Source organism: Bradyrhizobium sp. BRP19, from assembly GCF_020194195.1.
Taxonomy (GTDB): Bacteria; Pseudomonadota; Alphaproteobacteria; order Rhizobiales; family Xanthobacteraceae; genus Bradyrhizobium; species Bradyrhizobium yuanmingense.
This window is the reverse complement of record NZ_JADYVZ010000004.1, coordinates 545,781-571,200: the sequence shown is the minus strand read 5'-3', so window position 1 is coordinate 571,200 and position 25,420 is coordinate 545,781. Positions and strand designations below refer to the sequence as shown.

Below are 25,420 nucleotides of genomic sequence, written 5' to 3'. Positions count from 1 at the left end.
ATTCCGTGGAGCTTGCGCATGGACACCGAACGTCACTCCTCTCCCCTCCGAACCATCGCCATCCTCTCGCGCGGCGACATTGTCGCGCGGCGCGAGGCGACGGCGCAGAACAGCCGCTTCGTCCGCGTCTTCGAAGCGCTCGCCGCCGCGGGCATCGACGCCTTCCCAGTGATCTATGACGAGAGCTTTGCGGGCGCGGTCCGCGACCAATTGCTTGCAGCCGACGGCGTGCTGGTCTGGGTCGATCCGATCCACCAGGGCAAGACCCGCGCCGAGCTCGACGCCCTGCTGCGCGACGTCGCGGCGCAAGGGCCATGGGTGAGCGCGCATCCGGACATCATTCTGAAGATGGGCGTCAAGGAGGTGCTCTACCGGACACGGCATCTGGGCTGGGGCGCCGACACGCACCGCTATGACACCGCCACAAGCTTCCGCAGCCAGTTTCCGGCGCGCCTTCGTGCCAGCGGCCCGCGCGTGCTGAAGCAGAACCGCGGCAATGGCGGCCAGGGGGTCTGGAAGGTTGAGGCCCTGCCCGACAGCCAAGACATGGTCCGCATGCTGCATGCGCAGCGCGGCAGCATGCCTGAGGACATGCCGATCGATGCGCTGCTCGCACGGTGCGAGCCCTATTTCGGTTGGGGCGGCTGCATCATCGACCAGGCGTTTCAACCGCGCCTGCCCGACGGCATGATCCGCTGCTACATGAGCGGCGCCAAAGTCGCAGGCTTCGGACACCAGAAGATCAAGGCGCTGATCCCGCCGCCGCCGGAGGGACCGGAGGCGCCTGAGGCGCAGCCCGGGCCGCGGATCATGCACGGGCCTGATGCTCCGCCATTCCAGGCGCTGCGAGGAGCGATGGAGGACGAATGGACGCCGCAGATGATGGCAACGCTCGGCATCGATGAGTCGTCATTGCCGGTGATCTGGGATGCGGACTTCCTGTACGGGCCGAAAGATGCGGCCGGCGCAGACACCTACGTGCTCTGCGAGATCAACGCGAGCTCGTGCTTTGCGATCCCCGAGGAGGCGCCGGCTGCGATCGCGCGGACGGTGAAGCAACGGCTGATGCGGACTGAACGCACACGGGCGCGAACTTAGCCTGGTCGCGCTCGTCGGAAATGGCAGCAGCTGTCAGGCGACAGTACGACGCAATCCCGATTTGGTTGCGTTGTTGAAGCCAAAAGGCGCGAGGGCTATCGATCTGAAACGTCATCTTCGATCGGAGGAACGCATGAGCACCATCACCGGCGGCTGTCATTGTGGCGCAATCCGTTACGAGGTCGAAGGCGAGCCGATCGTACACGCGCTTTGCCACTGCCGCGATTGCCGGCTACACGCCGGCGCTCCTGTCGTCGGCTGGACGATGTACCCCGAGGGCGCGGTCAAGGTGACCAAGGGCGAGCCGAAGGTTTACCGCTCCTCGGAACACGGGCGGCGGCACTTTTGCAGCGCGTGCGGAACCGGGCTGTTCTACGTCAATGCCAACATGCTGCCGGGGGTCATCGACATCCAGAGCGCGACCTACGACGACCCCGAGGTCGTGCCTGCCACGATGCAGATCCAGGTCGCCGAGCGCCTGCGCTGGATGGAGCATGCGCACGAACTGCCGGCCTTCGAGCGCTATCCGCCGCAGCCGTAGTATGGCTAGGCGGAATGACCTTAGGTTGAATCGATTGCCACGGGCTCGGTGCAACCTCTCCCGCTTGCGGGAGAGGTCGGCGCGAAGCGCCGGGTGAGGGCTTTCTCCTCTTGGGGATTGTCCCATTGCGGAAGCACCTCTCCCCAACCCTCTCCCGCGAGCGGGAGAGGGAGCGCACCTCCGTCGTTGCGCGATCAGGGCTCATGTCATCGCACTCTAGCCTCGCGCAGCACTCTCAATCAATTTCCTGCGCGCCGATGAAGCGCATGAACGGCTTCTGACCGTCGGCACCGAACAGCACGACCTCGTAACGCTGCGGCTTGCCGCCTTCCATGCCCGGCGATCCGACCGGCATGCCCGGCACGGCTATTCCCTTCGCGTTTGGACGCTCCGCGAGGAGGCGTCGCACGGCCGCGGCCGGCACGTGCCCCTCGACGACATAACCGGCGACCTCTGCCGTGTGACACGCGACCAGGTTCGAGGGGACGCCGAGACGCGCCCGGATCGGCTCGAGGTCGGGAGTCTCCTCCACCTGGGCGGTAAATCCTGCGTCCCGCAGATGCTGCACCCAGCCGGCGCAGCAGCCGCAGCTCGGATCCCGGTGCACCGTGAGCGCGGCTGCGTCGGATGCTGCCGCGGCGGGCCTTGCAAAAGCTGCCGCGGCCATCAGCCCGACAAGGGACCGGCGGGTCATCAGATATGCGCGTTGCTTCATCTTCGGCTTCCTCTTCTGTCACTCCGTCGCCCTGACATATGATCGTGCGTCACGGCTCGCCTCATCCGGCCGGCTCCACGACGCGCAATCTGGCGCCGATCGGCTTGGGCATCTCAGCCGGTTGTTCTCTGTCCTCGCGCGTGGGCGGCAGGCGGACACCCTTCACCAACCCGAAGATCGCCGGGATCACGATCAGCGTCAGCAGCGTCGACGATATCATGCCGCCAATCATCGGCACCGCAATTCGTTGCATGATCTCCGACCCGGTTCCGGTGCTCCACATGATCGGCAGCAGGCCCGCCATGATGGCGACGACCGTCATCATCTTGGGACGGACGCGCTCGACCGCGCCCACCATGATCGCCTCGTGGAGATCCTGCCGGGTGAGGCCCCTGCCCTCGGCGCTGCACGTCGCCTTGATCTCGGCCAGTGCATGCTCGAGATAGATCAGCATCACGACGCCGGTCTCGGCGGCGACGCCGGCAAGCGCGATGAAGCCGACGGCGACGGCGACCGACATGTTGAAGCCGAGCCACCACATCATCCAGATGCCGCCGACCAGCGCGAAGGGCAGCGACAGCATCACGATCAGGGTTTCGGTCATGGCCCTGAAATTCAGGTACAGCAGCAGGAAAATGATCGTCAGCGTCACCGGCACCACGATCTTCAGGCGCGCCGCGGCGCGCTGGAGATATTCGTACTGACCGCTCCAGACCACGTAATATCCTGATGGGAACTGGATGCTGTCAGTCACGGCGCGTTGCGCATCGGCGACGTAGCTGCCGATGTCGCGATCGCGGATGTCGACGTAGACGTAGGTCGCGAGCTGGCCGTTCTCGGTCCGGATCGAGGTCGGCCCGCGCGCCGGCTCGACCTTCGCGACCTCGCCGAGCGGCACCGCGCCGCCTGCGGGCATCGGCACCAGGATATCGCTGGCGATCGCCTTGGGATTGTCGCGCAGGTCGCGCGGATAGCGCATGTTCACCGTGAACCGCTGCCGCCCCTCCACCGTCGTCGTGACGGTCTGGCCGCCGAGCGCCGCCGCGATGGTGTCCTGAACGTCCTGGATCAGGATGCCATAGCGGGCGAGCGCCTCGCGATCCGGGACGATCTCGAGATAGTAGCCGCCGATGCCGCGCTCGGCATAGGCCGATGAGGTGCCCGGCACCGTCTTGATCACCCGTTCGACCTGCTTCGCCAGCCGGTCGATCTCGACGAGGTCGGTGCCCATCACCTTGACGCCAACGGGGGTGCGGATGCCGGTGGACAGCATGTCGATGCGCGCCTTGATCGGCATGGTCCAGGCGTTGGAGACGCCCGGAAACTGCAGCGCCTTGTCCATCTCCGCGATCAGGCCGTCGATGGTGACGCCTTCCCGCCAAAGCTCCTTCGGCTTCAGACTGACCACCGTCTCGAACATCTCGGTCGGCGCCGGATCGGTCGCGGTCGCCGCCCGCCCCGCCTTGCCGTAGACCGATTCGACCTCCGGGAACGACTTGATGATGCGGTCCTGCGTCTGCATCAGCTCGGCCGCCTTGGTCACGGAGATGCCGGGCAGCGTCGTCGGCATGTAGAGCAGCGTGCCCTCGTTCAGCGTCGGCATGAACTCGGTGCCGAGCTGCCGCGCCGGCCAGATCGTAACGGCGAGCACGACCAGCGAAGCCAGGATCACCGGCGTCTTGGCACGCAGCACGCCCTTAATGACCGGGCGGTAGATAAAGATCAGGAAGCGGTTGATGACGTTTTTCCTCTCCGGCACGATCCTGCCGCGGACGAAGATCACCATCAGCGCCGGCACCAGCGTGACGGACAACAGGGCCGCGGCCGCCATCGCGAAGGTCTTCGTGAACGCCAGCGGGCTAAACAGCCGCCCCTCCTGCGATTCCAGCGTGAAGATCGGCATGAACGACACGGTGATGATGAGAAGGCTGAAGAACAGCGCCGGGCCGACTTCGGATGCCGCGTCGATCAGGATCTGGACACGCGACTGACCGGGCTCGGCGCGCTCAAGGTGCTTGTGCGCGTTCTCGATCATGACGATCGCGGCATCCACCATGGCGCCGATCGCGATCGCGATGCCGCCGAGGCTCATGATGTTGGATCCCAGGCCCAGCAGCTTCATGGCGCCGAACGCCATCAGCACGCCGACCGGCAGCATCAAGATCGCGACCAGCGCGCTGCGGACATGGAGCAGGAACACGATGCAGACGAGCGCGACGACGATACTCTCCTCGAACAGCGTGTGCTTGAGCGTGTCGATCGCCGAATAGATCAGGCCCGAGCGGTCGTAGACCGGGACGATCTCGACCGATTTCGGCAGGCTGCTCGCAATCTCCTTGAAACGCTTCCTGACGTTTTCGATGACGTCGAGCGCGTTGACGCCGAAGCGCTGCAGCACGATGCCGCTTGCGACCTCGCCCTCGCCGTTCAGCTCCGCAATGCCGCGCCGCTCGTCGGGTCCGAGCTCGACATTGGCGACGTCCCGCAGCAGCACCGGCGTGCCGTTGCTCGTTTTCAGGACGATGTTGCCGAGATCGTTGATGCTCTTGATGTAGCCCTTGCCACGAATGACGTATTCGAACTCCGACAGCTCGACCGTGCGGCCGCCGACGTCGGCATTGCTGGCACGGATCGCCTCCCGGATCTTCTGCATGCTGATGCCGCGGTCGCGCATGCGCTGCGGGTCGAGCACCACGTTGTACTGCTTGACGAAGCCGCCGATGCTGGCGACCTCGGCCACGCCTTCGGCCTTGGCGAGCGCGAATTTCAGATTCCAGTCCTGGATCGTGCGCGTGTCGGCGAGGTTCAATTCTTTCGACATCACGGCGTATTGGTAGACCCAGCCGACGCCGGTCGCATCGGGCCCGATGGTGGGGGTGACGCCGACGGGAAGCCGCGACGTGGCGCCGTTCAGGAACTCCATCACGCGCGAGCGCGCCCAATAGATGTCGGTGCCGTCCTCGAAGATCACGTAGACGAACGACACGCCGAAGAAGGAGAAGCCGCGCACCACCTTCGATTTCGGCACGGTCAGCATCGCCGTCGTCAAGGGATAGGTGACCTGGTCCTCGATCACCTGCGGCGCCTGGCCGGGATATTCGGTGTAGACGATGACCTGGGTGTCCGAGAGGTCGGGGATCGCATCCAGCGGGAGATGAAGCAGCGCGTAGAAGCCGGCGGCCGCCGCAAAGCCGGTCCCGAACAGCACCAGCAGCAGGTTGCGCGCCGACCAGGCGATGATGCGGGCGATCATTTGTGCTCTCCCGTCGCATGGCCGCCGTCGGCGGCTTGAGGCGCAGCCTCGGCAAAGCCTTTCAGCGCGGCCTTCAAATTGCTTTCCGCATCGATCAGGAAGTTGGCGGATGTGACCACCGCTTCGCCTTCGGCAAGGCCGTCGCGCACCTCGATAAAGCCGCCGCCGCGCCGGCCGAGCTTCACTTCCCGCGGCTCGAAGCGCCCGTCCCCCTTGTCGACGAGGACGGCCTGCCGCGTGCCGGTGTCGAGCACCGCGCTGTCCTGGATCGTCAGGACAAGCGCGCTATCGGCCGTGTCGACGTCGGCATCGACATACATGTCCGGCAGCAGCAACGCTTCGGGATTGGCGAGCTCGATGCGGACGCGAACCGTCCGGGTTTCGCGGTTCACCTGCGGATAGATCACCGCGATCTTGCCGGTGAAGCTTCGGCCGGGGAAGCTGCGCGCGCGCACCGCGACGGACTGCCCGACCGCGATGTTGCCGAGATCGCGCTCGGCGACGTCGACCAGCGCCCAGACCAGCGAGGTGTCGGCGATGCGGAACAGCACGTCGCCGGGATTGGCGCGCATGCCTTCGATCGCGTTGCGCTCGAGCACGATCCCGTCGCGCGGCGCCGACCAATGGATGGTGACGGGCGCGACACGCGTTCTCTCCATCTCAGCGATCACCCGCTCGGGGACGTCGAGATTGATCAGCCGTTGCCGCGAGCCGCGGCCGTAGATCTCGACCCCGCCGACGGTCTTGGAGGTGATGGTCGCAAGATAGTCGGCCGCCGCGGAGGCGACCGCCGAGCTGTAGATCTCCATCAGCGGCTGGCCCGCCTTGACGCGGGAGCCGGTGGTGACGTCCGCGATCTTCTGCACGAAGCTCTCGGCCCGCATCGCGATCACCGAGACGCGGCGCTCGTCTAGTTGGATCGTACCGGGCGCCTTGACCAGGACCTGGACCGATCGCCGCGCCACCGGCTCGGACTTCACGCCGCTGCGCTGGATCTTGCCGGGCGACAGTTTCACCGTGCCGTCATCGGCGTCGTCGCCTTCGTAGACGGGGATATAGTTCATCCCCATCGGGTCCTTCTTCGGCACCGGCGAGGTGTCGGGCAACCCCATCGGATTGCGGTAGTAGAGGATTTTTCGCGATGAAGCCGCCTGCGGTGGCTTCGGCTCTGCCTGAGCGGCCTTGTCGTCATCGTAGACCGGCAGATAGTCCCGCCCGCGGTCGTCCTTCTTCGGCCCGGCGGACCAAAGCGGCGCGCCGCTCGGATCGCGATAGTAGAGCGGAGTCCGGTCCGCTGGCGCCGCAGCCGGGGTCACCTCGGCATGGACCGACCAGCGCCCCTCGTTCGAGAACCAGTACGCGCCAAGGGCGAGGCCACTGCCGAGCGCGAGAGTCGTCAAGAGACGCAACGTCTTCATGGTTGTTTCGCGCGCTCGGAGCGCGCGTCCATGTGAATGGGAAAGAGAAGTTCGGGCACCGTCCGACGGCGCCCGAAAGCTCACTTGATCGCCTTGACGATGACCTTGCCGGTGACCGTCTCAGGCTCGCCCTGCACCTTCGCCGAGAGCGTGACCTGATAGCGGCCGGCCATCGGCAGGTCCGTCCTGAAGGCGTAGACGCCCGGCTCCTTGGAGGGCAGTGGCTCGACCGCCGATTCCATCTCGGCCATGCCGTCCGGAGCCATGTCGACGCGCGTCTTGAAGATGACGGCGTCGGGCACCGGCTTGCCGGTCTGCTTGTTGGTCAAGCGAACGGCGAGCGTGACGTCGTCGCCCTTCTTCATCTCGGGATTGACCGGCTCGAAGGCGTAATCGCCGGCACCCGCCAGAGCGACTGAAGCGGCGAGCGAAAGGGTGGCGGCAACAGCCGCAGTGCTGAACTTGGAAAGCATTGTCCTGTCCTCATGAATTGATCTCGACCGCGACGCATGAACGCGCACATCAGTCATCGCCGCGCGGGGCGTGCCCGCGCGCGTCCTGAGAGATCAGATTCGAGGAGGCCGGAAGGGAGGACTGCCGCCGCGCGAGTCGACGACCTGATCGGCAGGAATAGCGGTTTCCGCTGCCGCGACGGCAAGGAATTCGAACGCCAGGGGACGAATGTCCGCCAGTGCGACGGTGCCGCCGACACAGCAGAAGCCCATCCCGCATTGGTAGCCGGTGTCGGAGCCCGTTCCCTTCATGTCGGGACAACAATCGTGCACCGACATATCGTCGTCGCCGCCGACCTGCATGGCCGCCTTCATGTCACCCGACGACATCGCGAGGCCGGAAGCGGACGCGCCAGCCGGCAGCATCGCCAGGGAGATGGCGATGGCGAATGCCAGGATGGTCCGAACGATCCGCATGAAACGTGCTTTTAACCTTTTGGATACCTTTGGGAACCGCAACGTTGCCTGAGTACCATAGTCTGCGGCCGAATGCATTCTTTGATCAAAGTCAAGCATTCGTGACCGAGGCTCCGAGGCCTGTCAGGCCGACCGCCCGCATCCTGCCTCGCCTATCGCGACTTCGATACCAGCTCGTCGGACCGCGCCGTCCGCGACCATAGCAGCGCGAGCGGGCCGAGCGCGATCCCGGCCGCGAGCACGATGAAGGCCAGCAGCCAGCCCTCTGCACTCTGGGGGCCGCCAGCGGCATCGAGGGCAACCCCGGTTCCCCAGGCTCCGATCGCCGATAGGCCGAACCCGGCGGTCGAATGCAGGGCCAGAGTCGCCCCGCGATGCTCGGAGACAGCCGCAGCCGACATGCCGGCCGTCAACGCACCGGAATCCGCCGGCACCGTCAGGCCATAGATCATCAGCAGCAGCGCAAGCACCCATGCCGGAGCCGTCGCATTCAGGCCGATGACGAGGGCAACGCAAGCCGAGGCGATCATCACCACCGTGATCGCCCGATGTCGCCCGAATTTCAGTGCGGCCTCGTTGCCGAGGATGCTGGCCGGCATGGAGATCACTGCAAAGCAGAAGCTCATCAGGACCGGGCTCAGCCATGAGGGCGCACCCTGATGCGCGACGACGTAGGTCCAGAACCCGACCAGCCAGGTGCGAATGCCGTAGAGCTCGAAGCAGTGCGCGCCGTAGCCGAAGATGTAACCGAGCGCCTCCCGGTTGGCGAAGACGGGCGCAAAGTTCAAAAGGCGTCCTGATCTTGGAGCGGGACTGCGGCTCTCGATCAAGAGACACGCGACCACCATCGCGATGGGACCGATGCCGGTCACGTAGAACGCGGTCCGCCATCCCCAGCCGTCGGCGAGGACTTGGGCGATCAGGAACGACAGGCCGACCCCCACCGAGAAGCTCGACGTGTAGAGCGTGACCGCCCGCGAGGTGTCGCCGGCGGGCAACCGGTCGGTCAGTGCCTTGAGCCCCGGCATGTAGGCACCGGCAAAACCAAGGCCGGCCAGCGACCAGATGATGGTCCCCGACCAGAAGCCTTGCGCGAAGATGCCAAAGGCGACGGTCGCAAGTCCGCTGACGACAGAGCCGCCGAGGAGCACGAGCCGTGCGTCGATGCGATCGGTCAGTGTCGTCAGCACGGGCACCGCCAGCATGTAGCCAAACGCGTAGCCGCTCGCCATCATCCCGCCCTCGGCGGCGGACAATCCCCACACCGGCATCAGATGCTGGGCCAAATTCGCGGACAAGGTCACGTGCGGCAGCAGATTGCCTAGCTGGCCGATACACATCACCGCAATCAGCGGCCAGCCGCGCAAGCTACGAATGTTCTCCTCCCATCGGACAGCGACTCATGTCGTGTGATCCCCACGAAGCAGCAGAAGCGCGAAGAATGCAGAGACCGAGGCCAGCGCGCCGATCCAGAGCGCGCTGCTGCCGAGATGCTCCACCATCAGTCCCAGCGCAAGCGGCGCGAAGGCGCCCGTTGCCCTCGAAGGCAGCGAAATCATCCCGACCCGTCTACCGAACCCGACCGGCCCAAACAGCGCCAACGGCAGCGTACCACGGGCAATGGTGATGATGCCGTTGCCCGCGCCATACAGCACCGTGAAGAGCGGTGCGAGCAAAGGGCCGCCCGCGACCAGCGCAAGCACCCCGATCGGATTCATGAGCATGGCGAGCCGCGCCGACAGCAGCGGATGAAACCGGCCAAGCCATCCTGCTTCCAGAAGGCGGGCGCCGACCTGTGCCGGTCCGACCAGTGCTCCCGCCAGCAACGCCTGTGCCGGCGTGGCGCCGAACGCAACCAGCATGGTTGGCAGGATGGCCGAGACTCCGGAGCTGACAAAACTTGCGGCCGCAAACATGTACGCCAGCAATATCATTGCGAAGGTTTCGCTCTGTCCGCCGGATTGCTGGCTTGCGCCCGTGCTCGGTCCAGCCTCCTGATGCAACGGAGCGGCACGGGGCAGCGCAAGGTTGAGCGGCAAGGCAAGGCCGATGTGGATCACCGCCCAAAGCTGGCAGGCCGCGCGCCAGCCGTACTCCGTGGCGAGCCATGTCGTGAGAGGCCAGCCGAGTGTGCTGGCGAAACCGGCGATCAGGGTGATGCCGGTGATCGTTCGTCGCGCATTGGCGCCGTAAATGCGCGCAAGCGTCGCGAACGCGGCCTCATAGAGGCCCATGCCCATGCCGATGCCGAGCAGGATCCAGGCTGCGATCAGCACCGCTACGCCATAGGCCACGGACAGCAGCAGCAAGCCCGCCGCGAAAACGAGGTTCGAGACGGCAAGCAGGCCGCGCCCACCGAACGTATCGATGGCGTGCCCAACGCGCGGACCAAGCAGGCCGGAGATGACGAGCGCTCCCGATAGCGCGCCGAACACGTAAGTCGGCGCAAGACCGAGATCGCCCGCGATCGGCGCTGCCAGGATGGCAGGAAGATAGTAGCTCGACGCCCACGCGATGGTCTGCGCGGTGCCGAGGGCGATGACGACGGTGAGCGGGCCTGCAGTGCCTCGACTCATGAGCAGCCGCACCCCGCACCGCCCGCCTTCTTGACGGATTCATCGGCGGCACAGCAGGCCGAAGGTTCGGCCTTGGCCGGACCGCCGCAGCATCCCGCCGCGGCGGCGGACGCCACGCTGCCGCGGGTGCAGACGCCGGTCTCCGGCAGCACGAGCTCGACCCGTGCCGCGGCCTTCTTGTCGCCGGCGATGTCGGCGGCGATCGATCGGACCTGCTCGTATCCCGTCATCATCAGGAAGGTCGGCGCACGTCCGTAGGATTTCATGCCGGCGAGATAAAAGCCCGGCTCATCATGCGCCAGCTCGCGCGCGCCGTGAGGCCGCACCGTTCCGCAGCTATGCTCGTTGGGGTCGATGAGCGGCGCGAGCGCGAGGGGCGCCTCGATCGCCGGATCGAGCCGCAGCCGCAGCTCGGACAGAAACGAGAGATCGGGCCGGAAGCCGGTCGACACCACCAGCTCATCCGCAATCACATTCCGCGCGGCCGAGCCGGCGCCTGCCGAAATCCTGAGGCGGCCTTCGATCTCCGAAATGTGAGTGACAGCGAAGCCGGTCTCGACCGCGATCTTTCCGGCAGTCACCAGCGCGGCGAAGGCTGACCCCAGCTCGCCGCGCGCGGCAAGCTTGTCGTTGCGGCCGCCGCCAAAGGCCTTTGCCGGATCGTCGCCGCGCAGCAGCCAAACGGGCCTGGTGCCGGGCGCCTCCTCGGCGAGCCGCGCGAGATCGATCAGCGTGCCCAGCGCGGAATGGCCGGCACCGAGCACGGCGACGGACTTGCCGGCGTATCTGCTGCGAGCGGAGCCTCGCACCGCCGGCATGCCATAGGCGATGCGGCCGGCGCACTCGCGTTCGCCGAGCGCCGGCAGACCGTTTCTGCCGGCGGGATTGGGCGAGAACCACGTGCCGGAGACGTCGATGACGGCATCGGCGTGCAGCGCCTCATCGCCTTTGCCGTTCTGATAGCGGATTTCGAACGGCGCCTGGTCCCGCCCCTTCGTCTTCGCCTTGTCGAAGCCGGCGCGGCTGATCGCCGTGACGCGGCTCGAGGTCCGGATCGTCTCGCGCAGCGGCGTTCGCGTTGCCAGCGGCGCGAGATAGCGCTCGATCAGTTCGCCGCCGGTCGGATAGGAGCTTGGATCCGGCGAATTCCATCCCGTCGGCGCAAGCAGGCGCGCCGCGGCCTTGTCGACGTTGTATTCCCACGGCGAGAAGAGCTGGACGTGCTGCCATTGCCGTACCGCATGCCCGGCCTCGGGTCCGGCTTCGAGCACGACAGGGGACATGCCGCGTTCGAGCACATGAGCGGCGGCCGCGAGGCCGACCGGCCCCGCCCCGATGATGGCTACCGTCTTGTCCATTCCGAACTCTCCATCCTTCTAGAATTATGGAATAACTGATCAAATGAGTCAGGCTGCGGTCTGCGCAGCCTTGCATCCCGCTTCTTCCGCACAGCACTCGGCGGCCAGGAAATCGACCAGCCCGCGCATGGCGTCGAAATTGGCGCGGCAGATCAGGGTGGTCGATTCCCTGATCTGACTGACCAATCCGACCGAGACCAGCGTCTTGATGTGGTGCGACAACGTCGAGGCCGGGATCTTCAGCTTGTCCTGCAAGCGGCCGACCGGCATGCCCGCGTGCCCGGCCCGGACCAGCGCGCGATAAATCTGCAGGCGGGTCCGATTCCCCAGGGCTTCCAGGCGTGCTGCTGCGTCGTCGATCTTCATGCGCGACATGATGCGCCCGTGCGCATCAATCGTCAAACCATATTTCTAGAATATTGGAAATTACCGCTCACTCCATGGACCGGAGGTTTCCAGATTGACTTGCCCCCTATAATTCCATAAATCTGGATATATGGAAACAGAGCAAGCCGTCCTGGCGCTCGCCGCGCTGTCTCAACCGACCCGTCTGGAGGCGTTCCGGACGCTGGTCAGGCACGAGCCTGACGGTCTTGCGGCCGGCGATCTCGCCCGCCTGTTGGAAGTCCCGCAAAACACGCTGTCGGCGCATCTGTCGATTCTGAGCCGCGCCCGCCTCGTGTCCTCCGAGCGGCACAGTCGCTCGATCGTCTACCGCGCCAATCTCGGCGAATTCCGCGACGTCGCGCTCTTCCTGCTGCGCGATTGCTGCGGCGGACGGCCGGAGGTTTGCGAGCCCGTCGTCGAGACCTTGCAATCGTGCTGCTCGCCAAAACGAAAGGAGCGAAGCCGTGTCTGATCACAGGTTTAACGTCTTGTTCCTATGCACCGGCAACTCGGCGCGATCGATCTTGGCTGAGTCGATCCTGCGCAAGGACGGCGGCGGCCGCTTTCAGTCCTTCTCCGCCGGCAGCGCCCCGAAAGGCGCAGTTCATCCGCTGGCGTTGCGCACGCTGGAACAGACGGGCTATCCCACCGACGGAATGCGCTCGAAAAGCTGGCTGGAGTTTGCCGCTCCGGATGCACCGGTGATGGATTTCGTCTTCACCGTCTGCGACAACGCAGCGGGCGAGTCCTGTCCGATCTGGCCGGGCCAGCCGATGACGGCACATTGGGGCATCGAGGATCCTGCCGCGGCAGAGGGTTCAGAACTGGAGAAACAGGCGGCATTCGTCACCGCGTTTCGCTATCTGAGAAACCGCATCGCTACATTCGTGAACCTCCCGCTGAGGAGCATCGACAAGCTTTCGCTCGGCATCAAGCTGCGCGAAATCGGCCGCTCCGAAGGTGCAACCGATTTGGCGCCGAAGGCCGGCTGATGGACAGTTTCGATCTCCCGCGGCGCCTCGCGGCTGAAGCGCTCGGCACGGGTATTCTCGTCGCCACCGTGGTCGGCTCCGGCATCATGGCGGAAACGCTGACCAAGGACGTCGCCCTTGCGCTGCTCTGCAACACCTTGCCGACCGGGGCCATCCTGGTTGTCCTGATCACGGTGCTCGGTCCGATCTCCGGCGCACATCTCAATCCCGCAGTGACGCTCGTCTTCACCGGCAAGCGCGAGCTGCCGGTCAACGAGGCCGCGCTTTACGTGATCGCGCAGATCGCTGGCGGCATCGCGGGAACGCTGGCGGCGCATCTGATGTTCGGCCTGCCGCTGCTCGACCTCTCGACCAAGGTCCGAACCGGAGGGCCGCAATGGTTCGCCGAAGCGGTCGCTGCGTTCGGGCTGGTCGCGACGATCCTGGCCGGCATCCGGTTTCAGCGGACGGCCATCCCCGGGCTGGTCGGCCTTTACATCACGGCCGCCTATTGGTTCACGGCTTCCACGTCGTTTGCCAACCCTGCGGTGGCCATCGCAAGGTCGCTGACGAACACGTTCGCCGGCATTCGCCCCGCTGACCTGCCCGGATTCATCCTCGCGGAACTCTGCGGCGCCTTCGCGGGCATGCTGCTGATGAACTGGTTGCTCGGCCGCTCACGCGCGTCCGCCTCGGTCGCAATCACGGAGACAGTTCGATGACCGTCACGATCTATCACAATCCCGCCTGTGGCACCTCGCGCAACACGCTGGCGATGATCCGGCAGAGCGGCGTCGAGCCTGATGTCATCGAATATCTGAAGACTCCACCCTCGCGGGACAAGCTCAAGGAACTGATCGCGAGCATGGGCATTCCGGTCCGCGCGCTGCTGCGCGAGAAGGGAACGCCTTACAAGGAGCTCGGCCTGGACGACCCCAAATGGAGCGATGAGCAGCTCCTCGATGTCATGATCGCCCACCCTATCCTCATCAACCGGCCGATCGTGGTGACGCCAAAGGGCACGCGCTTGTGCCGGCCGTCGGAAGCCGTGGTCGATCTCCTGGACAATCCGGTTGGCCGGTTCGTGAAAGAGGACGGCGAAGTGGTGGAAGCGCGCTAGGCTGCAAGCGCGCCTGCGAAGGTGCAGTCGAGCTATCCCAGCAAGCCCTTCAACCCCGCATAGATCGAGCCGATACCGGTCGCAGCAACGCCCGCGAGGGGCCCGACGGTCTGCATGAGATCCTGAATCAAGCGGGCACGACGGCGCAGCTGTTCCTCGCCGACATGCTGCCCGAGCAGCCGCGCCACCCTGAATGCGAAAGCGTTCGGCTTGCCTCCCTGCGTCAGCACACGCGGCAGGATCTGGAAGATCACGACGCTGAGAATGTTGCCGGAGACGAAGGCGAGCAGGATGCTCGCGCCATATTCGAACACTTCACGCCATTCGATCCAGATCGTCGGAAGGATCGGAACATGGTCATGGATCCCCGTAACCGTCAGCATTGACAGGACGCTGACGGCCGCTGCCAGGAACGCCAGCACGAACGCCGTCAGGGCGGATACCCGGTGCAACGGATAAGCCACGAAGCCGAACAGCAGCGGTATGGCGATCGATGCAATCCGGAGCGGGATCGGGGACACGTTGAAGGTGATGGTCACGAGCACGTGCGCGATCACCAGCAGCAGGGCTGGAATGACCACATAGAGCACCGCATGCGTTCCGTAATAGCGCAGCGGATTGTTGTAGCGCTCGAGACGGACGTTGACGCGATCGAGATCCCGCCTGAGCTTGTCCAGCTCGGCAACGATCTCGTCGATCTCGAGGAGCGTCGGTCGCACGACGCGCAAGTCGCGCGAACAATGCTTGCACGCGATCGCTTCGTCCTTGATCGTCTCGGCGCAGAACGGACATTCCATCGCTAGCGCGACTTCCCTCGCCTCATAATGGCTTCGATCTCGCCTCTGGCCCGCTTCAGCTCATCGCGCAGATCCTCGCGCTTGCGCAAGAGATCGTCGCGCTCGGCAAGCAACGTGGCGGGAACGGCGATGTCGCGCCCGCACGAGGCGCAGACCAGCGCACCCTCGGCATTTTCCGACCGGCAGTAGAGGCACGCCACTTGCGAGTTCACCTGCGAGCTCACTTGGGCGCAACCTTCAGGGTGAAGACGGTCGTGCCCGGCCGGCCATCGCTGTCCTTGATGTCGACACGCATCGTGTACTCGCCCGGCGGCAACTCCGCATCCTGCATGTTGATGCCATCTGGCTGCACGAAGGGCCTGACCCGAGGCGTCAGGTCGACGTTCGGCGTTCGGAGGAAGATCACCTTGACCGATTCCGGATCGATCTTGGCCCCGCCATAGGACTGGAATTTCAACACCAGCCGCAGAGGAGAATTCGCGGGAGCGCCCGGCGAGACGAACTCGATCTTCGGGCCGCGCATGATGCCGCGCTGATCGACGGCGACCGCGCCCTTGGGAGGCGGCAGCTTGGCCTCCTCTTCCGTGATCAATGGCGCGGCGCGCGAGGATCCCGCGGCCAACAGACCTGCAACCACCAGAGCCAGTAGAGCATTCCGCTTCATTTTCCTTGCCCCCTTTCCCATTCGTCAACGCAAGCCGCCATCGCCGATGATCGTGTAAGGCGCCCAGAACAGCGGATGCGCATAGGCAAACTCGGTCTTGCCCTCGCTGTTGAGATAGCCGGGACCATCGACAAGAGCCATCGTCGCCTGGCGCAGCGCTTCGCTGCGCGACAGCTTGGGATCGTCGGCCTGTCGCTTGAACAGGTCCGTCACCAATTGCCGCGCCGACTGGGAGTGCACCGACCAGTTCGTCACCAGCAGGGCGCGCGTGCCGGCGTAGAAGAACGCGCGGCCCAGCCCGGAGGCCGCCTCGGCCCCTGCGCCTGCGCCGGCGCCGGTATTGCAGGCCGACAGGACGACCCAGTCCGCATCGAGCTTGAGACCGAGAATCTCTTCCATCGTCAGCAGTCCGTCGCCGCCCTCGCCCGTCACCACCGGCGACGACAGAGCGAGCGCCGGCTGCGTCAGCCCGTTGAGTTCGCCCGGGACCAGACCGTGGGTCGCAAAGGCCAGGATCCTGAAGCCGGAGAGATTCATCGTCTTCACCGCGCTCTCGGTCGCGCTCTTGCCGAGAAACAGCACCTTCGAGGGATCCGCCTGCAAGGCCAGCGCGATCGACTTCAACTCATCGGCGGTATCGGGAAGCCGAGGCAGCAGACCGAGTTCGGCGCTGTCGACGCCGTCGAGCTTGGGACTGTTGCGCCGCTTCAGCGGCCCGCCGCGCGTGATGTTGCCGCCGGCATCGGCGACCTGAATCTTCTCACCCGTGTCTTCCGCCTCGGCGTGCTGATCGCTGTTGAAATATGGATCGCCGAACGCGACGAGGTCGCCGCGGCCGGGCTTGCCGGGCGGCAACTGCCGCAGCGTGCGCAGCGCCGCCGCCGACGGCACCGTCGACACGGCATGGGTTCGCGCCAGCCACGGCACGTTGCGATAACCGACGAAGAGCGGGTCTTCGTCGGCGGCCACCTCCGCCGGTGCCGTCGGCAACAAGGCGAGCGGCAGCAGGCCCAGCGCACCGTTGGTGACAACGATCAGGTTCTTGGCCGGCTTCCAGCCGCTCTCGACCGGCTTGAGCAGCAGCTCGTACAACTCATGGCCGAGCTTGAGATCGAACGGTGGAATGTCCGAGATCATCGCCGCCTGCGGCTCGAGCGCCTCGCGCAGCTTGCGGATCTTGCTCTCGATGTCGCCGATCCTGGCCTGGACGGCGGCGAATGCCACCGGCCCCGACTTCGGCACGGCCCAGACGAAGCTGCCGTTCTGGCCGAAATAGAACGACAGCATGGCCTCGCCGTCGGTCAGCGTCGCGCGGATCTCGGCGACGCTCGGCGGCCTGGGCGAGACGAGATCGGCATAGATCGGGAATTTCTGCTTGATCTCCTGGCGCGCCTTGTCGCGCTGGCCGCGCAACGCCGCGATCGAGGCCTGTATCTGCTGCACGCCTTTCTCGTCGCGTTCCGCTGCGGGAAGCGCGAGCACGTTGTTAAGCGTACCGAGCTGGGCGTTGACCTGCTTGCTCAGATCCTGCTCTTTCCGCACGAGCTCGGCGAGCGCGGGATCCTTTGCCGCCGCACGCGCACTCGAGGCAGCCAGCGCCTGCTGCACCGAGCGGCCGCGGACGGCATCGGCCAGGCTGAATGTCTCTTCGCCGACATTGGTGCCGCCTCCTTCCACCCTGCCGAGCAGCAGCAGATAGCTCTCGACGATGGTCTGCAGCCGCTGGCTGCGCGCGGCCACCACGGTCGTGTTCTCGTCGTCGGCGTTATCGTTGGCGCTCGCCATCATCACCGGAATGGCGGCCCTAAACTCGCGGATTGCGTCGGCATCGCGGCGGGCGCGCATCAATCCGACCGCCAGCGTGCCGCGTGCCGAGGCGGCGTCGAAATGATTCTCCCCCACCCGGGCGATCTGCCTCTTCACGAGCTGCTCCGCGGCGGCAATGCCGGCGTCCAGCTGCCCGGAATCGTAGAGCGACAGGATGCGCGAGGGATTGAGCTCGAAGACCTGGCGGCGCTGCGGGTCCCAGCCGGCGACGGCCTTTTCTATCCTCGCAAACATCTCGCCCGCTTCGGCGTTCTGGCGACGAAGCGTCAGGATGCCCGCAAGCTGCGACAGCAACTGCACCGTCGCCTGCGAATCCTCGGGCACACCCACCGTCTTGTTGATGTCGAGGGCGACACGGCCGAGCTTCTCGGCCTCCTCGTAGCGGCCCTGGTCGACCAAAATGCCCGCCATCCCCATGACGAAGCGCGGCGTGACCGGATTGTACTTGCCGGTATCCTTCAGGCGCGACAGCAGCGCGCGGCGCGCATCCACCTCGGCCTCGGCCAGCTTGCCCTGCTTCGCCTTCATGCGCGCCTGGCTCAACACGGTGCCATCGATCGCCTGCAGCAGAAGGGTCTCAGCCGGCGCACTGTCCGACGCCATGATGGCCTTCGTGCTTGCGCGCTTGCGCAGCTCGGCGGTGCGATAGGCGGCCTCGGCATCGGCGAACTGTCCGCGTGCCTCGAAGATCGCGGCGCGAGTGAGCTCCAGCTCGCCTTCCCAGCTCTGGCCGAACTTCGCATAGGCCGCACGCCAATTGGGATGGCCGCTGGTGCGGGCCTCCTGGATCGCGGTCTGGGTGCGGCGGAGATAGGCTTCGGCCTGTGCGAGGTCGCCCATCTGGATGAGAACGACCGCGATCCCACGGTTCGTCACGAACTGAAATCCCTTGGCGCCGGGCATGCTGGCCGATTCGCGCAAAAGTCTTTGCATGATCTCGAGCGCGCGCTTCGGATCGCCCGCGAGCGAGTGTTGCAGGGACTGGAGCTGCAACATGCGCCCCAGCAAATTCGGGCCGACGGCGCCGCGCCCGACCTCCACGGCCTTGTCGGCGTCAGCCATCGCTTCGGCGAGCCGGCCGAGCTGCGCGCGTGCATTGGCGCGATCGAAATAGAGCTGCGCGAGGTCCTGGCGGGACTCCTTGCCCGTGGGCACGGAGTCGGCCTCCGACTTCAATTCCGCGATCATCTTCTCGTTGGGCTTGTCGCCGTCGAGGATCGCCGTGATGTCGGAGATGCTGCGCGGCGGGGCGACGAAATCCTTCGGCAGTGCCGTGCCTGCCTCAAGCTTTGGCGCCGTTTCCTTGGGAAGCTCGACGGCGACATTGGCGCGGCCATTGGCGGCGTTCAGCGCCGCCATTACGCAGGCCCTGACCTGGGGCGAGGCCTTGGCGCGGCAAGCTTCGAGATTGGCGCCGCCGGCGCGCATGCAGGCCTGCACGATCGGCTTGCCGACGCTCATCCGGCAATTCTCGAGCGCTGCTTCCTTGGTCAGCGCGGCCGCGGAGCCAGTCGATCCGAGCAGAATGGCAACTGCCAACAGGCGGCCCGAGGAAATGTCCAGACGGCTCTTGCGCGGATGCGCGGCGTTTAAGCTCATCTCGAAGGACCTTTGGATAAAATGAATTCGAAGAAACGATGCGATCCTATCCGGCCGGCGCGGAAGGACAAGGGCCATCAATGCGGTTCCCGGAGACCTCGACAGGTCGGGCGGCCACAGGCGGCGCACTCCCGTGGAACCGGTCAGGCGGCCCGGGGAATCGGGCCGATCGGCCGCGGGGCGGCCGCGCTCAAAGGGCTGAGGACCCGTGCTTAGCCCTTCGAGACCACCGCGCGACCATAGGGCGGTTGCCCCTGGACCGGCGGATTGGCGGTCTGGGCGGCGAGCTCGCCGATCAGGCGGTCGGCATCGGCGGCCATGCCGTCGGGGGCCTGGATCACCAGGCGCTCCAGCGCCCAGCGATAGGACGAGATGCGCTGCTCCAGGCATTGCTGCACCCACTGGATGATCAGCGAGTTCTCCTGCATGCGCGCGACCGCGTCGTCCCTCTCCCTCGGCGACAGCGCGGAGACACGCGCCATGCTGGCATCGCGCTTCCTGTCGAGATCGATGACGCGGATCGCGGACGCGAAGAACGGCTCGAAGCGGGTGATGTCGTTGCGCACGTCCTCGATCAGCTGCGCATAGCGCGAGGAATGCGAGCGGTGCGGCTCGTCGATCAGGGTGCGCCCGTACATGGTGCGGTCGAACACGACCTTCTGCCGCCACGGCGAGGGCAGCGCCTTGTAGTCGCCGAACACGCTCTTCCATGCGGGGCGCGACAGCGGCGGCTCGATCATGGGATAGGCGAGATCGCGAAGCTGGCGCTCTTCGTCGGTGAGCTGGAATTGCGATGGTCTCAGGCCGACGCTGGAGGTGACCTCCGCACCGAGCCAGCGATGCATGTCGTCGCTGCGCATGCTCTCGCGGGTGCGGCCGAAGTCGCCGCCGCTACACGCCGCGAGCAACGCGCCTAGCAGCGTGAGCAGGACGGCCGATAGGACAGGCCGGATCTGGCGGATGACGTCCGGCATTGCATGAAGCCGAATGTCAGCGGCGGCGACGACGGCGCCCCGGCGCTGTGCCCTGCTCCGGTCCGCGATCGCCGCTGGTTTCGTCCGCCTCGCGCTCGATTCGAATCACGGGAAGGATCAGAACCGTTCCCATGTCCGCGCGCGGAGCGACATCCCCGGACGAGCCCACCCGGCGACCGGCCGGAAATTCGATGATGGTCCCCATGTCAGCTCTCTTCAATTGCCGCGCGACCGAACGCGCCCCAGCAACATGCATTCATTAAGATCAGCTCATGGTTAACGGGGTGTAAACGGGCCGCTTCAACCGTAGCCGCACGGACCGCGCCGCGCCGTCCCGTTGCGGCACGACAACGCCTCAAATTGCAGGGCCGGCTTCACGCCTCGTTTTCCTTAACGAGGCTTTAAACGAAGCTGCGCTAGGCTCGCCCCCAAGTATCTTTCCCGAGTTGCGTACGCCTCCATGACCAAGTCGCTGTTTCCCGGATTCGACGGGCTGATGACCCTGTCCCGTCGCGAAGGTGTCGATGTCCGTCCGACGCTGCTGCGCGTGCTGACCGACCTCTATGTCCAGACGAGCACCCACAGCGACGACGAGCAGCGGCAATTCGTCGAGCTCGCCACGCGGCTGATCGACCAAGTCGACGATGCGACGCGCGCGGCCGTCAAGGCCCGCCTCGCGGTCTATCCGCAGACGCCCGTCCCGATCCTGCAGAAGCTCGGCCTGGTCGCCACCCAGGAAGGCCGCAGGGTTCCACTGGCCCGGGAGATCCCCGCCCCGCCGCGCGCGTCTGCTCCGGCGCGCGTGCCGACCGAGGCCGAGCAACGCATGGCCGCCAACTTGGCGATGCAGCCGAAAGAGGCGGCCGAGATCCACGACATGTTCTTCCGCGCCGGCGCCTCCGAGCGCGCGCTGATCCTGCACAATCTGGCGCAGACCCCGCTGAAAGCCGCCCCCCGTATTCCGACCGTGCGCGCCAAGCGCGCGATCCAGATCCTGGAGATGGCGGCGATCGCGGGCGATATCGAAAGCTTCACCTTCGAGCTCGGCGACAGCCTGATCCTGCCCTCGCGCGTCGCAGCCCAGATCGTCGACGATGCCGGCGGCGAGGCGCTTGCCGTTGCCGCACGCGCGCTCGACATGCCGAGCCCGGTGTTCCAGCGCATTCTCTTGTTCTTCAAGCCGGAGATCGGAACGTCCGTGAACGCCGTGTACCGCCTGTCGCGGCTCTATGACCGTCTCGCCGAGCGATCGGCGCTGGTGATGCTGGCGGCCTGGCGCGGCTCGACGCTCGCGGTCACCCGCGCGAAGTATCAGTCCTCGCTGCATGACGGGGAGCGCCAGCGCGCACGCGCCGGCGCGAGCCAGACGCGGCCGGGCGTGCAGCCCGGCTCGAGCCCGGCGGTGCGGACGGGGACTAATCCGTCGGATCGCTGATTTGCTTACGCCGCCTCAGCGAGCGGCAGCGGTGAGGCACGCAACGAACTCCAACCCCGTCATTGCGAGCAATGACGGTTGAGGCTACGCCTTGGCCAATTCCAGAAAATGCCGGCCCGCGCGATCCTCGGTCTCGACGATCCAGGCATCCGGATCGAAGCGGATTTCCTTGGTCAGCCGCTCCTCGATCGTGTGATCCGGCAGAGGCTGCGGCGCGACAGGGACGAAAAAGCGGTCGACCGGCCGGCCGTCGTCATAGACGGTCTGCGGCGCCGGCGCATACAGCATGGCATGGCCGTCGAGCAGCGACACCTTCACGAACACCGCGCCCGCCTCCTCGGCACCGCGACGCCGCACGGCGCCGAACACGCCCTCGGTCTGGCACCGGCGCAAGTAAGCCGCCACCCAAATATTGGATTTCAAACGCATGAATTCGACGATAGGCCAGTGCGAGGCCTCACGCCAGCTTTACGTCTCACGCCTTGCGCGTGCCGTCCTGACCACCGCGAATCTGCGTTGCGATGAAGTATGACAGCGGCATAGCGAGTGCAAATCCTACCGCCACGGCATAGGGAATGTTCCTGATGGCGTCGGCGGCGAAGCTCGGGACCATCAGCACCACGATGAGGCTGATGCCCGCCAGCGTCGTGCCGAGCATGATCCAGACGAGAATCGAGACCTTGAACATGACGACCTCTCTTCCTTGATGAGATGAGCCATCTTGTTCCTGCGGCCGCCGGCCGTCATTGATCCCACTCAAATCGCAATCGTATCGGATCCGGTCCATCGTGCCGGCGCCGGCAATTGACCTGCGTCAACGACACTCGACGTGCGGCTATTCGACCGGGCGGCCGATCGCAGCGGCGAGCTCGCGCAGCAGCCGGTCCGAGACCTGGCCGGTGACCTGCATCTTGTGCTCGCGCTCGAACTTCTGGATCGCGGCCTGGGTCTCGCCGCTCATGGTGCCCGTGATCTTCAGATTGCCGTAGCCGTATTCGGACAGCGCGCGCTGCACGCCGGCAATGCGGCGTGCGGCCGGGCTTTGCGCCGGGGGACGCAGGGCCGCGGGCGGCGTCGAGGTGGTCGCCTTGACCAGATTGGTCATCGGATCATTCGAGCGCGTCGAGGCGGTCGCCTCGACCGGCTTTTCGGCAGCACGCTCGGCGGGCTTGGGCTCGGCAGGCTTAGGCTCGACACGGAACTCGGTCGCGCGCGGCTCGAGCGGCGAGGTATCGGCGCCGACGGGGCGCGGACGCGGCATGGGATTCGACAGCGGCACGGACGACGGCGCGGGAAGATTGATCACCGTGCCGAACATCGGCGCGGGATGCCGGCCGGTCTGGAGGAACAGCGCATTGGCAACGATCGCGGCGATCGCGGCGACGGCGACGAGGCCGGCCAGCGTGTCCTTGGGGCTGTGCAGCAGCACGCGCATCACGAGGTTGCGCTCGGTCTCGACGTCGACAACCGCAGCTTTGGCGCCACGGCGGCGCGGAGCGGCTTCGTCCTTGGCAGACTTCTTAGGCACTTTTCTTCACCAGAGCGGGTTGGTCCTGAGACTGGTCGTGAGCTTGGTCTTGAAGATCCTGACCTTGAAGTTCTTGGCGCAGCACAGGCGTCAGAGTCGCAATCTTGCGCTCGGCCGGCTTGGCTTGCGGCGGCGTGTAGACGAGCGGCAGCTTGACGGTGACCGCCGTGCCCTCGCCCAACCTGCTTTGTACCGTCAATTCGCCGAGATGCAACGCCACGAGACTCTTCACGATCGAAAGTCCAAGGCCGGTGCCCTCGTGACGGCGCTGATAGGTCGTGCCGGCCTGGAAGAACGGCGCGCCGATGCGCTTGAGATCGTCGGGCGCGATACCGACGCCGGTGTCGCTGATGCGCAGCGTCAGCTGCGAGCCGGACACCGCGGCCGATACGCAGACCTGACCGCCGCGTTCTGTGAACTTGATGGCGTTGGCGACGAGGTTGAGCACGATCTGCTTGAAGGCCCTGGGATCGCCGGTCATGACGGGCAGGTCCTGCGGCGCGTCGGTGATCAGGTCGATGCCGTTCTCCCGCGCCTTCAGCGCCAGCAGATTGCAGCAATGCAATAGCGAAGCGCGCGGCGCGAACGGCTCGGACGCGATCTCGAAATTGCCCGATTCCATCTTCGACATGTCCAGGATGCCGTTGACGACCGACAGCAGGTGCTGGCCGGAATCGTTGATCAGCTGGGCGTATTCCTTGCGCTGCGCAGCACCCAGCATCAAGGCCTGCTCCTGCGCGATCATCTCGGAGAAGCCGATGATGGCGTTGAGCGGCGTGCGCAGCTCGTGGCTCATGGTGGCGAGGAAGCGCGTCTTGGCGGCATCGGCCGCCTCGGCGGCGCTGCGCGCCTGGTCCAGCGCCTGCTCGAAAAGCTTGCGGTCGGTGACGTCGCGCATCACCGCGACGACTTCGGCTTCGCACGTGACGTCACGCGCGCTGTCCTGATCGAGCGGACGGCAGCGCATCTCGACCCAGATGAAATCGACCTGGCCGCGCTCGGCGGCGGGCTCGCGCCGCAGCCTGAACTCGACGCTGCGCACCTCGCCGCGCGCCGCGTCGGACAGTGCCGTGAGATAGGCCGGCCGATCGGCGACATGGACACGGTCGAACAGGCCGTGGCCGAGCAGTTGCGCCACCTGCGCTCCGAGCATGGCCTCCACCGCCGGCGAGATGAATTGCACCGCACCGTTGCGCTGATGCCGCGAGATGACATCGCTCATGTTGCGCGCCAGCAGGCGGTAACGCTCCTCCTCGCGCGACAACAGCGCGACGCTGGTGCGCGCGAGCGATTCCGCGCCGAAGGCGAGGCCGGCGGCATAAAGAGTGGCAGACGTGACCCCGAAAGCCATCAGCACGCCGCGCTCGGCGGCACTCGGCTCAACCACCGGCAGCCAGCCGAGCTGGCTGACCAGAATCAGCATTCCGGCGCAGGACAGCGCAAGCAGCGAGGCAAACGCCGCGACGCGGCGCGAGGCCGACAGCGCAGCTTCGAGCGGAACCACGATCAGCCAGACCGCGGCGAAGGATTCGATGCCGCCTGTCGTGATCGCGACAGCCATGATCAGGCCGGCGAGCGCCAGCGACGACAGCACGTGTGCGCCCTCGTAACGGCCGGTGCGCGACAGGAACCAGGACAACATGATCGGCGCGATCAGCCAGGCAAAGGCCGCGACCTCGATCGCGCTCGGCGCGCCGCGCATGGCGAGATAGACCGGAAATGCAGCGAAGGCGGCGAGGCTGCCGAGCAGCCGCGGTGCCATGAAGGCGCGATGGCGCGCGCGCATCAGCGCATCGTAGCGCGCGGAGGGATGCAGCAGTGCATCGAGACAATCGCGGATGATACTCAAAACTGTCACGGGTCTCGCGCTTCGGCTCAATCGTCTCTTGGAAGACGCGCCGGAACGCCTCCTTGTCGTTGAGCCACCGTGTCAGAGCGACCTTAAACGAGTGCTAAGGCGGCACAGCGTGTGGCCGGACACCGCGTTATCGCGGAGCTTTTTAGACGATTTGGCGACGTCTTCGCTGCGAATGGTGAACGCGGGGTTTCGCCCTGCTCCGCATGGTTTCGAATTGGTGGATGCGGGCGGCCGGCAGAACCATGGGTACGGGCGTCAATCGAAAATTTACCGGAACGTCGCTGCGGAAGAATTTTGCGTCAATTTTCCGCGAATTAAGCTCAAGGCAATCACTTGCGATTTATCGAGGATCGCTAGGTCCGATATCCGCGG

At 65.8% G+C, this 25,420-nt stretch carries 26 protein-coding genes; 7 read left to right on the top strand and 19 right to left on the bottom strand.

Annotation, left to right across the window (positions count from 1 at the left end; genetic code table 11):
* The first annotated feature begins 18 nt into the window (after window positions 1-18).
* Both I6F36_RS17160 and I6F36_RS17155 read left to right on the top strand, forming a co-directional pair.
* The gene (locus tag I6F36_RS17160) at window positions 19-1,098 is read left to right on the top strand and encodes a Cj0069 family protein (RefSeq protein WP_225171827.1); all 1,080 of its coding nucleotides are present in this window, start codon (window positions 19-21) and stop codon (window positions 1,096-1,098) included.
* A gap of 133 nt (window positions 1,099-1,231) precedes the next feature.
* Window positions 1,232-1,639, top strand: a complete 408-nt coding sequence (locus I6F36_RS17155) for a GFA family protein (RefSeq protein WP_225171826.1) — start codon at window positions 1,232-1,234, stop codon at window positions 1,637-1,639.
* A gap of 235 nt (window positions 1,640-1,874) precedes the next feature.
* Here I6F36_RS17155 and I6F36_RS17150 read toward each other — a convergent pair whose 3' ends face one another.
* From I6F36_RS17150 to I6F36_RS17110, 9 genes are all read right to left on the bottom strand, one after another.
* A complete protein-coding gene (locus tag I6F36_RS17150; RefSeq protein ID WP_036005872.1) occupies window positions 1,875-2,354 on the bottom strand; it encodes a DUF411 domain-containing protein in 480 nt (159 codons plus the stop codon).
* Between the two features lie 61 nt (window positions 2,355-2,415).
* Entirely contained in the window at window positions 2,416-5,607 is a 3,192-nt protein-coding gene (locus I6F36_RS17145; RefSeq protein WP_225127209.1) for an efflux RND transporter permease subunit, read from the bottom strand.
* Window positions 5,604-7,025, bottom strand: coding sequence for an efflux RND transporter periplasmic adaptor subunit (locus tag I6F36_RS17140; protein ID WP_225171825.1), 1,422 nt, complete (start codon window positions 7,023-7,025; stop codon window positions 5,604-5,606). Before I6F36_RS17140 ends, I6F36_RS17145 begins: the two co-directional genes overlap by 4 nt.
* A gap of 80 nt (window positions 7,026-7,105) precedes the next feature.
* On the bottom strand, window positions 7,106-7,498 hold the full coding sequence (locus I6F36_RS17135) for a FixH family protein (RefSeq protein WP_225171824.1): 393 nt from the start codon (window positions 7,496-7,498) through the stop codon (window positions 7,106-7,108).
* Window positions 7,499-7,591: 93 nt separating this feature from the next.
* A complete protein-coding gene (locus I6F36_RS17130) occupies window positions 7,592-8,053 on the bottom strand; it encodes a hypothetical protein (RefSeq protein ID WP_346656661.1) in 462 nt (153 codons plus the stop codon).
* Between the two features lie 53 nt (window positions 8,054-8,106).
* Complete coding sequence (locus I6F36_RS17125) at window positions 8,107-9,294, bottom strand: MFS transporter (RefSeq protein WP_225150099.1); 1,188 nt, start codon at window positions 9,292-9,294, stop codon at window positions 8,107-8,109.
* 60 nt (window positions 9,295-9,354) lie between these two features.
* Complete coding sequence (locus I6F36_RS17120) at window positions 9,355-10,542, bottom strand: MFS transporter (protein ID WP_225111723.1); 1,188 nt, start codon at window positions 10,540-10,542, stop codon at window positions 9,355-9,357.
* A complete protein-coding gene (locus I6F36_RS17115; RefSeq protein WP_225171823.1) occupies window positions 10,527-11,888 on the bottom strand; it encodes an NAD(P)-binding domain-containing protein in 1,362 nt (453 codons plus the stop codon). The genes I6F36_RS17120 and I6F36_RS17115 overlap by 16 nt, the downstream gene beginning before the upstream one ends.
* Window positions 11,889-11,936: 48 nt before the next feature.
* Window positions 11,937-12,254, bottom strand: coding sequence for a helix-turn-helix transcriptional regulator (locus tag I6F36_RS17110; protein ID WP_036005951.1), 318 nt, complete (start codon window positions 12,252-12,254; stop codon window positions 11,937-11,939).
* Window positions 12,255-12,384: 130 nt separating this feature from the next.
* Between I6F36_RS17110 and I6F36_RS17105 the strand changes: the two genes are divergently transcribed.
* Genes I6F36_RS17105 through arsC form a run of 4 tightly spaced genes read left to right on the top strand, consistent with a single transcriptional unit; the run spans window position 12,385 to window position 14,366 of the window.
* Window positions 12,385-12,747 (top strand): helix-turn-helix transcriptional regulator, encoded by a 363-nt coding sequence (locus I6F36_RS17105; protein WP_225127214.1) that lies wholly within the window; start codon window positions 12,385-12,387, stop codon window positions 12,745-12,747.
* Window positions 12,740-13,267, top strand: coding sequence for an arsenate reductase ArsC (locus tag I6F36_RS17100; protein WP_225127215.1), 528 nt, complete (start codon window positions 12,740-12,742; stop codon window positions 13,265-13,267). Before I6F36_RS17105 ends, I6F36_RS17100 begins: the two co-directional genes overlap by 8 nt.
* A complete protein-coding gene (locus I6F36_RS17095; protein WP_225171822.1) occupies window positions 13,267-13,968 on the top strand; it encodes an MIP/aquaporin family protein in 702 nt (233 codons plus the stop codon). The genes I6F36_RS17100 and I6F36_RS17095 overlap by 1 nt, the downstream gene beginning before the upstream one ends.
* The gene (gene arsC, locus I6F36_RS17090; RefSeq protein ID WP_036005892.1) at window positions 13,965-14,366 is read left to right on the top strand and encodes an arsenate reductase (glutaredoxin); all 402 of its coding nucleotides are present in this window, start codon (window positions 13,965-13,967) and stop codon (window positions 14,364-14,366) included. The genes I6F36_RS17095 and arsC overlap by 4 nt, the downstream gene beginning before the upstream one ends.
* A gap of 32 nt (window positions 14,367-14,398) precedes the next feature.
* Here the strand turns inward: arsC and I6F36_RS17085 are convergent, their stop codons facing one another.
* The 6 genes from I6F36_RS17085 to I6F36_RS17060 all read right to left on the bottom strand — a co-directional run bounded on the left by I6F36_RS17085 (window position 14,399) and on the right by I6F36_RS17060 (window position 20,432).
* On the bottom strand, window positions 14,399-15,163 hold the full coding sequence (locus I6F36_RS17085; RefSeq protein ID WP_036005895.1) for a hypothetical protein: 765 nt from the start codon (window positions 15,161-15,163) through the stop codon (window positions 14,399-14,401).
* A gap of 2 nt (window positions 15,164-15,165) precedes the next feature.
* Window positions 15,166-15,375, bottom strand: coding sequence for a hypothetical protein (locus I6F36_RS17080; protein ID WP_036005954.1), 210 nt, complete (start codon window positions 15,373-15,375; stop codon window positions 15,166-15,168).
* 8 nt (window positions 15,376-15,383) lie between these two features.
* Window positions 15,384-15,827 carry a hypothetical protein gene (locus tag I6F36_RS17075; RefSeq protein ID WP_057027189.1) on the bottom strand — a complete coding sequence of 148 codons (444 nt, stop codon included), beginning with the start codon at window positions 15,825-15,827 and terminating at the stop codon, window positions 15,384-15,386.
* Between the two features lie 24 nt (window positions 15,828-15,851).
* Window positions 15,852-19,253 (bottom strand): CHAT domain-containing protein, encoded by a 3,402-nt coding sequence (locus I6F36_RS17070; protein WP_225171821.1) that lies wholly within the window; start codon window positions 19,251-19,253, stop codon window positions 15,852-15,854.
* 212 nt (window positions 19,254-19,465) lie between these two features.
* Entirely contained in the window at window positions 19,466-20,227 is a 762-nt protein-coding gene (locus I6F36_RS17065) for a hypothetical protein (RefSeq protein WP_036023191.1), read from the bottom strand.
* Between the two features lie 16 nt (window positions 20,228-20,243).
* Entirely contained in the window at window positions 20,244-20,432 is a 189-nt protein-coding gene (locus tag I6F36_RS17060) for a hypothetical protein (RefSeq protein ID WP_036005903.1), read from the bottom strand.
* 255 nt (window positions 20,433-20,687) lie between these two features.
* Here I6F36_RS17060 and I6F36_RS17055 point away from each other — a divergent pair, with 255 nt between their 5' ends.
* Window positions 20,688-21,662 (top strand): DUF2336 domain-containing protein, encoded by a 975-nt coding sequence (locus I6F36_RS17055; RefSeq protein WP_036005905.1) that lies wholly within the window; start codon window positions 20,688-20,690, stop codon window positions 21,660-21,662.
* Between the two features lie 84 nt (window positions 21,663-21,746).
* On the opposite strand, the gene I6F36_RS17050 is transcribed toward I6F36_RS17055, so the two are convergent.
* The 4 genes from I6F36_RS17050 to I6F36_RS17035 form a co-directional block, all read right to left on the bottom strand.
* The gene (locus tag I6F36_RS17050) at window positions 21,747-22,091 is read right to left on the bottom strand and encodes a DUF1491 family protein (RefSeq protein ID WP_036005907.1); all 345 of its coding nucleotides are present in this window, start codon (window positions 22,089-22,091) and stop codon (window positions 21,747-21,749) included.
* A gap of 46 nt (window positions 22,092-22,137) precedes the next feature.
* Window positions 22,138-22,350: a hypothetical protein gene (locus tag I6F36_RS17045; protein WP_024339804.1), complete on the bottom strand. Its 213-nt coding sequence runs from the start codon at window positions 22,348-22,350 to the stop codon at window positions 22,138-22,140.
* Window positions 22,351-22,497: 147 nt separating this feature from the next.
* Window positions 22,498-23,190: a peptidoglycan-binding domain-containing protein gene (locus I6F36_RS17040; protein WP_225171820.1), complete on the bottom strand. Its 693-nt coding sequence runs from the start codon at window positions 23,188-23,190 to the stop codon at window positions 22,498-22,500.
* The gene (locus I6F36_RS17035; protein WP_057027184.1) at window positions 23,183-25,048 is read right to left on the bottom strand and encodes a HAMP domain-containing sensor histidine kinase; all 1,866 of its coding nucleotides are present in this window, start codon (window positions 25,046-25,048) and stop codon (window positions 23,183-23,185) included. Before I6F36_RS17035 ends, I6F36_RS17040 begins: the two co-directional genes overlap by 8 nt.
* Window positions 25,049-25,420: the final 372 nt, after the last annotated feature.